This window comes from Peribacillus sp. JNUCC 23, assembly GCF_053653995.1.
The window spans coordinates 4,426,487-4,439,045 of the sequence record NZ_CM132202.1 but is presented as its reverse complement, the minus strand read 5'-3'; the positions used below and the strand labels follow the sequence as shown (position 1 = coordinate 4,439,045).

8 protein-coding genes are annotated in these 12,559 nt (G+C 39.5%); 5 read left to right on the top strand and 3 right to left on the bottom strand.

Annotation, left to right across the window (positions count from 1 at the left end):
* Positions 1 to 332 precede the first annotated feature (332 nt).
* Positions 333 to 3,317: a DEAD/DEAH box helicase gene (locus tag JNUCC23_RS21125; RefSeq protein ID WP_454213459.1), complete on the bottom strand. Its 2,985-nt coding sequence runs from the start codon at positions 3,315 to 3,317 to the stop codon at positions 333 to 335.
* Entirely contained in the window at positions 3,310 to 4,920 is a 1,611-nt protein-coding gene (locus tag JNUCC23_RS21120) for a hypothetical protein (RefSeq protein WP_062185473.1), read from the bottom strand. Before JNUCC23_RS21120 ends, JNUCC23_RS21125 begins: the two co-directional genes overlap by 8 nt.
* 166 nt (positions 4,921 to 5,086) lie before the next feature.
* Here JNUCC23_RS21120 and JNUCC23_RS21115 point away from each other — a divergent pair, with 166 nt between their 5' ends.
* Entirely contained in the window at positions 5,087 to 5,647 is a 561-nt protein-coding gene (locus JNUCC23_RS21115; protein WP_454213457.1) for a transposase, read from the top strand.
* Between the two features lie 188 nt (positions 5,648 to 5,835).
* Here JNUCC23_RS21115 and JNUCC23_RS21110 read toward each other — a convergent pair whose 3' ends face one another.
* Complete coding sequence (locus JNUCC23_RS21110) at positions 5,836 to 6,717, bottom strand: helix-turn-helix domain-containing protein (protein WP_454213455.1); 882 nt, start codon at positions 6,715 to 6,717, stop codon at positions 5,836 to 5,838.
* 198 nt (positions 6,718 to 6,915) lie between these two features.
* Between JNUCC23_RS21110 and JNUCC23_RS21105 the strand changes: the two genes are divergently transcribed.
* The 4 genes from JNUCC23_RS21105 to galU all read left to right on the top strand — a co-directional run bounded on the left by JNUCC23_RS21105 (position 6,916) and on the right by galU (position 12,508).
* A complete protein-coding gene (locus JNUCC23_RS21105) occupies positions 6,916 to 7,041 on the top strand; it encodes a hypothetical protein (RefSeq protein WP_454213453.1) in 126 nt (41 codons plus the stop codon).
* 645 nt (positions 7,042 to 7,686) lie between these two features.
* Positions 7,687 to 9,129, top strand: a complete 1,443-nt coding sequence (locus tag JNUCC23_RS21100; RefSeq protein ID WP_454213451.1) for a hypothetical protein — start codon at positions 7,687 to 7,689, stop codon at positions 9,127 to 9,129.
* Positions 9,130 to 9,261: 132 nt separating this feature from the next.
* The gene (locus JNUCC23_RS21095) at positions 9,262 to 11,271 is read left to right on the top strand and encodes a penicillin-binding transpeptidase domain-containing protein (protein WP_454213449.1); all 2,010 of its coding nucleotides are present in this window, start codon (positions 9,262 to 9,264) and stop codon (positions 11,269 to 11,271) included.
* Between the two features lie 370 nt (positions 11,272 to 11,641).
* The gene (galU, locus tag JNUCC23_RS21090) at positions 11,642 to 12,508 is read left to right on the top strand and encodes a UTP--glucose-1-phosphate uridylyltransferase GalU (RefSeq protein ID WP_454213447.1); all 867 of its coding nucleotides are present in this window, start codon (positions 11,642 to 11,644) and stop codon (positions 12,506 to 12,508) included.
* Positions 12,509 to 12,559: the final 51 nt, after the last annotated feature.

The following is a 12,559-nucleotide window of genomic DNA, read 5'->3' as shown; positions in this document are numbered from 1 at the left end:
CGCAAAGTGGTCAAACTGGCACGCAAATGAAGAATCCGGCATGCAAAGTACCCAATCTAGCGTGCAAATCTCGATTCCGGCTCGAAAAGAGCATATTGGCCCGTAAATCTTAGGTTCTAGCTTGTAATCTTTGAATGCGGTAGCGAACGTTCTAACTTTTACTGGAGAAACTGGTCCGAAATCGGCTTTTTTTCTGGATTTAGTCGTACTCAGGAAAAGTCGGGAATGTAATGTGAAAAAAAGAAGTAATTCAATCAGTAAAAGCAGCCTCGAAGTGTAGAGAGGCTGCGTTTTAAATAATATAGTCAAATCCGGCAATTCGTACCTACTCTTTAATGCAAGGACACAAGATCCCGAATTTCGTCTGTTGATAATTCGGTAATCCAATTGTCACCGTTAATAATTTCGTCGTTCAAAGCTTGTTTTTTATCAATCATCATGTCAATTTTTTCTTCAAGAGTTCCGGTGCAAATGAGCTTATGGACATGGACAAAACGTTTTTGACCAATCCGATAGGCTCGATCGGTTGCCTGGTTTTCAACAGCAGGATTCCACCAGCGGTCATAGTGAATAACATGATTGGCTGTGGTTAGGTTCAATCCAGTTCCACCCGCTTTAAGCGATAGGATGAAGATCGGAAATTCGCCTGCCTGGAATCTGGCAATCATCGTATCTCGCTGTGCTTTACTAGCACTGCCGTTTAGGAAGGGTACCTCGATGTTATACCGCTTCTCTAACAATTCCTTCATCATATTCCCCATCCCGATATATTGCGTGAAGATGAGGCAGCTTTCCTGGCTCTCCTGAACAGCATCAACCAGCTCGGTTAGCTTTTCGAGTTTACCCGAGCGTTTGCTTTTTGCCATAATATCTGATGTAGCATCTTCTTTTAAGTATAAAGCAGGGTGGTTGCACAATTGCTTCAATTTGTTTAGCATCTTCAGAATAATTCCCTTTTTCTCAAACGCTGACAGCTTTTCAATGTCTGTAAAGGTATCTTTAATAAGCTGCTCATAGAGTGAAGCCTGTTCCGTTGTTAAAGGAACATATTCCTTTTGTTCCTGCTTATCCGGGAGATTAAGGGCAACATCTTTATCCTTTTTCGTTCTTCTTAACAGAAATGGTGTAATCAGGCGTTGCAACTCTTTAATTTTGTCCTTTTGATCTTCACGTTCAATCGTAGCGACATATTTATCCGAGAATTGCTTAAGTGATCCAAGATAGCCTTTGTTGATAAAATCAAAAATCGCCCATAATTCGCTTAATCGGTTTTCCATCGGTGTACCGGTAAGAGCGACATGATGGCGGCCTTTAAACTTCCGAACGGAACGAGATTGCTTTGTTTGGGCATTTTTAATATTTTGCGCTTCATCAAGAATAATCGTATTCCAATAAACGGATGAGAGGGCATCAAAATCATGATGAGTGATCCCATATGAAGTCAACACGATATCATATTTTGCGATTGTTTGAACAAAGGCTTCACCTTTCACACGAGTTGTTCCATAATGCAGGTAAACCTTTAAATTTGGTGAGAATCGTTCTAGTTCCCGCTGCCAATTACCAAGGACAGATGTTGGACAGATAATAAGGGAGGCTTGAACCGGAATCGCTTCTTTTTGAATATCCAAAACGTCTTCGGTTGTGCTCCCTTCAGCATCTTCTTCATTTTCTTGGGTTTCCACAATCGCCTGAGGAATAACAGCTTCTTCTTGATCTTCCGCATCAATCACAGAGGGGTTCTCCTTATGTTGCAGTTCTTTTACGTGCTGTAAGTAGGTAATCATTTGTACAGTTTTTCCAAGACCCATATCATCTGCGAGGCAGGCGCCAAAGCCATGCTCCCGTAGAAATAAAAGCCAGCTCATACCAAGTGATTGATAAGGTCTGAGCTCACCATGGAAGGTCTTTGGTGCAGGTAGAATCGGAATGTTCTTCGTTTCACGTAAACGGCTGACCATTTTACGAAGCTCTTGATTTAATTCGAATTGAATGTGCAACATTTGATTCGTATCATCATCTTCTACTTCATCTTGTTCATTCATGAATTCCTGTTGCAGTAAATCGGTTAACTGTAGGCCTTTGTCGTTGGCTGTTTCCATGAGTTCTTGAATTTGTTTGATGAATTGTGGATCCAGCTTGACCCATTGCCCACGGATATAGACAAGGCGTCGTTTTTCATTTACGAGATTTTGGAACTCGGCTTCTGAAAGGTCTTCTCCATTCAAGGAAAATCGCCAGTCAAAGTCCATTAAGGCTTGCATTCCAACATACGAAGGACCACGATTTGAAGAGCTTTTTACTCTCGCTTTGACTTTCAGGGAAGACTCTTTTAGAGCCAACCACCAAGAAGGAAGCAGGATTTCAGCTCCTAAAAACAACAGCTTTTCACTAGCATCCGTTAGAAAATCCCAAGCTTCCGGCTCACTTAGTTCCTCTTTGAAGCCATTCGCTGCAGACCTGAGCCATGGAATGACGGAAACCCAGCGATCGACGGTTCGTTTGATTTCACTGGCATATTTATTCCAGCCGCGTGGTAATCGTTTAGCTGGATAATCAATCACAACGTCTTCTTCTTTTTTTGAACGTAAAAAAGTAGTCAAATTCCACGGACCTACTCCGTCAATCGGCTCCGTTAATTTCAACCCGATGACGAAAGGTTTAGTATCTTCTTCAATCCCTAACCAAGCACTCCAGCTTTCTTCATCAAAAAAGGTTTGCAATTCTTCAGCTGTAAGTCGAGTGTCTTTTAAAGCAGTAAGTGCTTCATCCCATTTATTTTTAAGGCTTGAATAGCTGGAAAGATAAGCGTTCGCTGCATCGTTATACCATGCTTCAATAAACGCCTGTTTCGTTTCTTCATTTTCAGCGTGAATATCTGTGTAGACTTTTTCCTCCCAAAAGGCAGGTACGAATTCCTCAAGTACTTCCTCTGGCAATGTCCAACCGACCTGTTCATGTTGCAGGCTAGTAAAGTCAGGTACGGGCACGCCCTTTTCAATCGCTTCATGAAGGACAGGTGCCGCTGAGAGACATAGAGAAGAGAGCTCTGACCATTCCCAGTCAATAAATGAGTTAAATCCTTCTTTAGAAAATAAATTCAGAAGGACCCAGGCATTGACGATAAATACTGGAATGGTATCGATCGTATCAACAGTCAGTCTAGTGCCGTAGAAGCTTGCTTCATCCCAAGAGAATAACAGCCTACGAACAGATTCGGGATTTACATATGTATTTTCAGGGGTGACGATGGCAATGGAGTATTTCCCGCTTCCGATTGCTGCAATTTTTACTTTTAATGTTTTTCGGTTATCCATCGATTAGCTTACTCCTTTGCAGTTCTTCTTGAAAAGCCCGCAATCGTTTTGTGGAAAGAGAGATATAGTCCAAGTAATTCTCGAATACATTCTCCTGTTTCATCTTTTTATAGATCGTTCGCATTTTTTTCAAATACCGAACGGCTTGTTTGTAGGCAGCCCGGTTTTTTAAAGAAACGGTTTGCTGTACGGCATGGTGGTAAAGCGGCAGGATAATCTTAGGGTCACTCGCTACAACCGTTTTAATCATGTCTTGGCCGATTGCATCAAGCGTTACGCCAGAATAAATGATTAAATCCGTCCACTTTTTATAATTTTGCTGCTCAAAAAGAAACATCGAGTATTCCCAATAACTATATGGAAGCGCTTCTCGGTAAAATTTTTCAAGTAAATCAAAGCGTTTCAATTTCGTACAAGAAGCATAGATCGGTTTCGCTAAGATACGAACATGGTCATTACAAGCATAATAATCATTTATATCCGTTAAATAATCATTCAGATTTCGGATAATAAATTCAATAAAAGGCAAATTGCGTTGATGTGTGTCCTGGTCCGCAAATTGTTTCATCCAATAATATAGATAAGGACAATCGTTAAATGTGAGATTTTGCAACAATGGTATCGCCTTGTCATATTGGTTATCCAGTACGTAGAGGTGAATAGCAGCAATGGAGTGAGTCGAGCGCTCTATCTCACTTAAAGTTGACGTCGAAAGCTTCTTTTCGATTCGTTCTGACTCTACTTTTCGAGGTGCTTTCTTCGAGAATAAATGGGTCCATAGTTCACGATATAAATCGACTTTTTCATATTCCAAGCCTTCATTGCCCCGTAATAGATCGATTGTATCTTCGGATAGATTGCTTATAAAGGAATCAAAGGCGAATGGACGTGATCGGTTTGCTAAGCGGTAAATCATCGAATGCAAAGAATCGAATAAATCGTCGACTAGCTGGTAAAAGGCCCGTATGGTATAGGGTTGGTTTCGATGTTCATCCATCAGCTTGAATGTGTTCAGTAAAGTGAACGTGGACGTGATGAATTGATAAAGTAATTTCCAATTCGATTCCCTAGGAGCTTTAGACATAAGCGTTGATTTATAGTGCTGGATATGATTTTCCATGACAAAAGAGTTCTCTGTGAATCGATCTTCGATTAGTTCTGTGAAAGACTCTCTCGTGAAATTCTTCCAGCTATCATAGCTTTGTTCGAACGGTTCTGATTCTGTCAGTAGGGTACTAGCAGGTTTAACCGGAAGCGTTGCTTGAGTTTTTGTATTCTTGTCGCTTTGAGACCAGTTAAGGACCCAATCCGCTGGACTAGAAATGCTCGCGTACAAGTGAAAAAACACCGCAATCTTGTGCGTACAGATCGATTGATGATCACATGTGCATTCAGATGCAACCCAAAATAGCATATCGAATTCAACCTCTTTTGGCGTTCCATCCTGAACAACAGCATAAACCGAGCTCTCTTCCTCAGAAGTCACCTTAACTAACCCCTGACGGTAAAGAGAAAGCCCTTCACGAACCGTCAACTGATCCTCATCCACCGAAGGACGAAGCAACCGGCTAAGCTCCTCCGCCAAAAACAACAAATCGTCCATACAGCACCTCCAAGGGGTCAGACCCCATTTCCCAAAATAATAATTGAATAAAAAACGTTGATATAATAGTATTTAATCAAGGGTACTTTAGGGGTCAGACCCTATTTCCCAAACTTGAAAGGATTGATCATGAATATGCAAAAAAAGAACAGAGTGTGGTTTCCTGGTGCAATGTATCATATTACGTGCCGGAGGCCCGCAGGATGCGGGTCAGGACGGCGTTGCCACAGGATGTGGCGAACTTAGCCGTTCTTCCTCTTTTTATGATGATATTGATCGTTTGAATTATCTTCATTATCTGGAGGATACTAGAATGAAATATTTTTTTCACTTACATGCGTATTGTTTAATGACGAACCATCTCCATTTATTACTGGAAACAAAGGATAACCCTCCTGGAAATATTATGAGAAAGTTAAACTCACGCTATGCCATTTCCTTTAACAAACGCCACAACCTTGACGGCCACGTATTCCAAGGACGTTATCATGCCGTGATGATTGATTCCCCCGAACACTTCACAAGCACAAGCCGCTACATTCATCTTAATCCCGTTAAGGCCAATATCGTCCAAAAACCAGAACAATATAAGTGGAGCAGTTATTCTGCATACGCCAAAGGCACTCCAAACCGACACATCATCACAAATGAAATCCTCCGTTACTTTCAAACCCCAGCCAACTACACCAGCTACGTGCAGGGGTCAGACCCTATTTCCCAGAATTAATCTACATCAATAACCCTAGTTGTAGCAAGGGTTTGTTCATCATACATGAGGGGTCAGACCCCATTTCCCGAGTTCATCTTATCATTATACTTCATTTTAGGGTGAATTTTTAGGGGAGAGTTTGTGTTTTGGTGTAATTGAATTGATGTGAAAACCAGACCGTTATGTTCTCGGTCTGGTTGGAGAGATTAAAGAGTTTTCCAGTTATCTAATTTCTGTGAGATAAAAGAGGTGAAGCGTGTGTCATTCTGGAGGTTGAAGATTAACTTTGCCTTTTCCATATACTTTTCAGCAAGAATAAGGTCACCTAAGAGCTCGTAATTATAACCTGTATGATAGTGTAGTTCTCCTAATAAATAAAGATTACTTTTCTGAATGCACCATTCAATACCATCGAGGCAGAAATTATTGGACTTTTCATAATCCTGTAACCGTGTCAACGTTCGAGCAGTATTATAGTATATCCGTATTTTCACCGTATTATCAACTAGATAAGGAATGGTGTTAACGAATTGATAAGCATCCTTATAAGTAGAGAGTGCTTTCTTCAATTGCTTTTCTTCGAATAAAATAACGCCGATGCTCAACAAGATTTCAATTTCTCGCTCTGAATGCACTTTATTCGAAGTTTGGGTCAACAGAATCGCATCTTTTAAAATATTGATAGATTTGACAGAATCGCGATATAACTCGTAATGATAGATTCCCTTATGCCACAACAGCAGTTGATAATTGCGTTTATGTTGCTTGAATAACGGATTGTTCTCCTCTGCTACCACGATGTCCCTAATCTCTTGGTAATTCATCGTCCTTCTTGCATTTCTTAATTGATTTATTACCTCGTTAACATAATCGAGGCGAGGCGTCATCCCCATATCGAAAAAATAATTTACATCAACACCGAGTTTTTGGGAAATTAAGTATAGCGTTGAAGCATAGGGGAAAACGTCCCCTTTTTCAAGTTTACTAATCTGTGCTTGTGTACAAATTCCTTCAGCAAGCTCTTCCTGTGAAAGTTTCATTTGTTTTCTAAGTTCTTTAATTTTATGTCCGATTGCTAAAAAATCCATGCTAACCCCCTATGTAAATATTCCTAGAGTTATATTTCTATACAAATACGGAAGAAATCATGCTAGTTTTACATGGTTTCTCTAAATTAAAGCGGCGACAAGGCTAAATCCCGATTTTTATGTCTGTGGTTAAATATAAATATAGAATTTTTTTCTATTAAAATCCAATAATAATTAAGGAAAAGGGAGGAAGTACCTATGAAAAAGAAGATAGTTGGGATGATATTTGCATTATTTGTAGTAGCGGGCTTAAGCTTTATCGGTGTTCCAACTGGAACTTCAGGTGGATCAGTAGGAACTTTCGAATTACCGTCAGAATATTAATCATAAAAGATAGAATGAAAGTTTTACTGGCACTTTCCCTGTGGAGAGTGTCTTTTGTTTCTAAATCACTACTCTTATACTAATTTTTTCAGCTGGTCGAATTACCTATTTTGGAATTTTTATCTCAACCCTAAGCCATTTTTCACAAAAAATATTCCTATGGTTATATTTATATACGAAAATCAATTATAAAACTACTTAAATCGATGAAAAACGCCCTAAATGGCAAAATACGCCGGAAATTGCAGTTTTATCTCTAATGAGAAAAGTGCTTAAATGAATGTGAGTATTCGTTATTTAGCAAAACAAGTTTGTTTTGCATTAATAATAATGAACAATTGTTCAAATTTTGAATGTAATTTGGAAATTGTAATAGTCCGATTCTTGAATTTCTGGAAACCCTCAGTTTCTAGTACCAAAGCGTGAAGCATCTTTCGGAAAAAGGGTGTTTCAGTTGCCTGCAAACGGTTGCCTGTTTGCAGGATTTTTTTATTTGTGGGGGCAATCCGTCCGAGGGAACCCAACTATTTCTTTGTTGCTAATCATCCAAATTACCCCCTATGAATTGCAGATATAGTAACCGGTTTTGACCATACTGCCTCTGGGTATAGTAGATTATATAAGATGAATACTGGAGGGGAAATCATGGTTCTAAACAAAGAAACAGATTTTCCTAATGTGAAAAAAGCAAAGTTTCAATTTATTTTCCCTTTTATGTTGGAGGAACATAGAATTGAGGAATTTGTAAATAGATTAATAGAAAAGGACTTCGATTTCTTCGATTTAAATAATGCTGAACAGCAGCAAGCCTATTATGGAGAAAGCCATGTTTCGCATCGTTCACTTGAAAGTTTTTTTCTGCCGAATATAGAACCCATTTTATTTCCACAAACGGATCAAAGAAGAGAAAGCTTCCGCCGGTTTTCGAAACGAACCAATCTTACATGTGAATTTTCTTCCAACCACCTCGAAACAGATTTCATCATGGATTCCATAGATATTTTCATTTGTCCATTTCATATTGGGCTAATCAATATACGGGTCTCCTTGCCAGAAGGTCTTTCCTATTCAGATGTACTGTTCTTCGGTGACAGATTTCGAGTGCTTGAGCAAATCTCGAATAATGAAGAAAATGCGAAAATAGGGTGTAAGGAAGAAACCTATCAACAGGTGAAGGATTTCATATTTAATAAATTGCTTCAAGATATGAGTTGCTATATCGACGAAAGTAAAATCAAAGATACATACTTTGGAAGCCTGCCTTTTTTTGTCGACGAGCGGATGTATGTTCTTGGGCATCTTTCCATAACAGAAGATAGTGAGCTTTCTAAAGCCAATCTATTTAGGGCAGGGGAACTGAACGGCTATGATTCTAGTGGAAATCCTTATCTCGGTGCCTTGAATCCGGACTATATCGATCGGTATTACACGAGTCATGTGTATGACCGTTGGGAGGAAGAAACCTATTATGTTACAAGTGAGAATCATTTCGTTTGTTTAACAAAGACAGCTGGTGACATGGAGGAAGAGCTGATTAGCCAAATGCACGGTCAACTTTATTATTCGTTGCTTTTCTTTTTTTACTATAAAATTGTTTTGCTAAAGCTCTCTCATCAGCATTCCTTGATTGATATTGAGAAAGACCAATCCAGAACGGAAGAACTAATTGTCATGATTACGAACTTTTCTGCAAAATTCTATTTTCCCGAGGTGAACAGTACAACAACAGGAAGGGAAATCTCCCAGATGACGAAGGATATATTCCAAATTGAACGGCTCTATCAAGATGTAAAGGGAACCCTGTATGATTTGTACCAAAGCCAGGATAAACTTTCTGGAAAACGTCAAAATGCCTTGTTGCAAATCCTTACCATTTATACAGTGATATCAGGGATTTTTGGAATGAATTTGGTCATTGAAGACGGTAAAGAAAATTTTTCACTGAGTAAGTTTATGTCCTATACTCCATCTGAGCTTTTTGTCCTTTTTGTGACAATGAGCGGCGTGATTATCTCGCTAATATTAGGCGTCTTTTTCCTAAAAGAATGGATCAGGGAACATAAAAGCCAGAATAATAAAATCTTCTAATAAATAGCTCAGCTCTCTGTACATAAGGGAGCTGTTTTTTTACGTTAACCATCTTTCTAGCAGTCTCAGAAAAAATATTTTATAATGAAAATAGAGATAATTCAGCTATACGATAAATTCAAGGAGGAAAGAATGAAAAAATTTCTTTTTATTTCCATTTTATTTGTAATTCTAGCAGGGTGTTCTGATAAAGGTCCTACGCCAGAAGATCGGTTCGCTGCATATGTGAAGCTTTGGAATGAACAAAAATATGATGAAATGTATAAGTATTTGTCCGCAGAAGCGAAGAAAACCATAAATGTAAAGGATTTCACAAAGCGCTACGAAAAAATCTATGGGGATATTGAAGCAGCCAATTTAACTGTTACGTACAAAAAACCGAAAGAATCCACAGATGATAAAGAGCTGAAAAAGACCGAACTACCTTTTTCCGTCAGCATGGATACAATGGCTGGTCCAGTAGATTTCGACCATAAAGCAATACTCGTCAAAGAAGGGAAAGACGATAAAGAGAATTGGTATATGAATTGGGATGCTACTTATATCTTTCCTGAGCTTGAAGAAGGGGGGAAAGTGTCCATCGCAACCTATCCTGCCATTCGTGGAGAAATTGTCGATCGCAATGAACAATACTTGGCGATGAATGGTTCAGTTGTGGAGGTAGGCATCGTTCCAGAAGAAATGACGGATCAATCAGCAATCATTACACAAACTTCCCAACTTCTAAATATGTCGAAAGAAGAAGTAGAAAAAAAGCTAAATCAATCCTGGGTAAAACCGAACTACTTTGTACCGCTTAAAAAAGTGTCCATTGAGGATATCGCATTAAAGGAAGCCCTTGCAAACATTCCATCGATTCATTTGAATGAAGTGGCAGGCCGTGTGTATCCGTACAAAGAAGTAACGGCTCATCTTATTGGCTATCTCGGTGAAATTACTGCTGAAGAGCTGAAAACATGGGAAAAGAAAGGCTATAGAGCAACCGATGTAATCGGAAAAAGAGGACTTGAGCAAATCCTTGAGGAACGATTGAAAGGAAAACCTGGCGCCAAAATATCCGTCAAGACGGATAGAGGTCAGGAAAAAATCATCGCTGAAAAGAAAGCTGAAGAAGGCGAAACGATCGTCCTAACGATTGATGTCGAGCTACAACAGCAGATTTTCACCCAATACAAAGGGGAAGTAGGCTCGGCAACAGCACTAAATCCGATAACAGGGGAAACGCTCGCACTTGTCAGTAGCCCATCGTTTGATCCGAACCAATACGTGCTCGGAATGACAGCAGCGAAACAGCAAGCGTTAGAAAGTGATCCGAATAAGCCGCTCATCAATCGCTTTAGTGCAACCTTTTCTCCAGGCTCGACAATTAAAGCGCTCACTGCTTCGATTGCCATGAAAAACGGTATCGATCCAAATGAAGCAATTGAAATTAAAGGGAAGACGTGGAAGAAAGCGAATTGGAAAGATCACAGCATAACGAGGGTGTCCACACCAGGTATACCCATCAATATGACCGCCGCATTAGTATACTCTGACAACATATACTTTGCTCAAAAAGCATTGCAACTTGGAACAGATAAATTTTCAAAAGGCTTGAAGGATTTTGGCTTTGAAGAAACCATCCCATTTGAATATGCCATCAAAGCGTCGCAAATTGGAAAAATCGATTCAGAAGGCAGACTTGCCGACAGCGGCTACGGTCAAGGGCAGGTATTGATGAGTCCTTTACATGTAGCGTTAGCGCATACGACGTTTGTGAACGAAGGAAACATGATTGCGCCAAAGCTGTTTCTCGATGGTAATGATAAGCCGGTTTATTGGAAAGAAAATATTATCTCTAAAGATCAAGCTACACAAATGACAAAAATGCTCACTCAAGTTATCTCAAACCGTGCCGGATCTGCCCATTCACTTAGTGAGACAGGCATTCCACTTGCTGGAAAAACAGGAACGGCCGAAATCAAGCAAAGCAAAGAATCAACAGGTACTGAAAATGGCTGGTTCGTAGGCTACAACACAGATAATCCGAGGCTTCTGATGACTTGGATGATGGAAAACGTCAAAGGCAGAGGTGGCAGCCATCTTGTGGTGGATAAGATGAAACCGGTTTGGGTGGACTATCTGAACCAAGCAGAAGAATAAGGAGACAAACTCAAGATCAAAGGGTCAGACACACAGCAGTTATATCCTGTTCAAATTAACTGGATGTAACATGCTAATCTATGAGGTCAGACCCTCTTTTTTTGCTGTTATTTCCCACTTAAAGTATAATGCAAATTGGCGTATGATTAGTTTTTCGGAGTTTTATCCCAGACTTGTAAATCCTTAATTGGTTAATAAACCGTTCATAAAGGTAATGGGATCGTAATAATCGAAGGTCCATTTTCTTTAACAAGCTATACTTACTCTTGTTTTTTTGTAATTGAATTGTCTTTTTAATGTTTCTTTAATTAAGTTATAATAGAGTAGTTATGGAGAAAAATAGACATTGTTAGAATGTGGGGGTGGGAAAGTGAAAGTTAAGAAAGCGATTATACCGGCAGCTGGTTTAGGGACTAGATTTTTGCCAGCGACGAAGGCACAACCCAAGGAAATGCTTCCCATCGTAGATAAACCAACCATTCAATATATTGTAGAAGAAGCCGTTCAGTCTGGAATTGAAGATATAATCATTATAAGTGGACGCGGCAAAAGAGCGATAGAAGATCATTTCGATAAATCTTATGAATTAGAAGAAACGCTGGCTAAGCGTGACGAATGGGTCAAGCTTAAGGAAGTAGAGCAGATTACGAACCTAGCGAATGTTCATTATATTAGACAGAAAGAGCCAAGGGGCTTAGGAGATGCTATTTCTTGTGCCCGGAGCTTTATTGGAAATGAGCCATTTGCCGTGATGCTGGGGGATGATATCGTCAGAGCTCAAGTTCCTTGCCTGCAACAGCTAATTGATATGTATAAAATTCATCAGTGCTCCATTCTCGGTGTTCAACGAGTGCCGAATGAAGAAGTGTCTAAATATGGCATTATTGAACCAGAGGCTGAGATACGTGATCAGTTAATGCAAGTGAAAAGCCTTGTCGAGAAACCGAGACAAGAAGAAGCTCCTTCAAATTATGCAATCATGGGAAGATATATCTTGCAACCAGAGATATTTGAAATCCTTAAAGATATTCCACCCGGAGCCGGAGGGGAAATTCAGTTGACAGATGCAATACGGAAATTGGTCGATATCCAGAAGGTTATGGGATTTTACTTTGAAGGCGAACGTTTTGATGTAGGAGATAAAATGGGCTATATCAAGGCTACAATTGACTTTGCTTTAAAAAGAGAAGACCTCAAGAGAGAACTGACTGAATACTTAAGAAGTCTGAAATTATAAAGTCACATGTGAAATCGTATTTTTCACAGATTTCCCGTAGCAATGCTAAGG

Bases quoted from the DNA above. Each gene is read 5' to 3' on its own strand.
- JNUCC23_RS21110 (WP_454213455.1), bottom strand. From the start codon at position 6,717: ATGGATTTTTTAGCAATCGGACATAAAATTAAAGAACTTAGAAAACAA.
- JNUCC23_RS21100 (WP_454213451.1), top strand. From the start codon at position 7,687: ATGGTTCTAAACAAAGAAACAGATTTTCCTAATGTGAAAAAAGCAAAG.
- JNUCC23_RS21105 (WP_454213453.1), top strand. From the start codon at position 6,916: ATGAAAAAGAAGATAGTTGGGATGATATTTGCATTATTTGTAGTAGCG.
- JNUCC23_RS21125 (WP_454213459.1), bottom strand. From the start codon at position 3,317: ATGGATAACCGAAAAACATTAAAAGTAAAAATTGCAGCAATCGGAAGC.
- JNUCC23_RS21095 (WP_454213449.1), top strand. From the start codon at position 9,262: ATGAAAAAATTTCTTTTTATTTCCATTTTATTTGTAATTCTAGCAGGG.
- JNUCC23_RS21120 (WP_062185473.1), bottom strand. From the start codon at position 4,920: ATGGACGATTTGTTGTTTTTGGCGGAGGAGCTTAGCCGGTTGCTTCGT.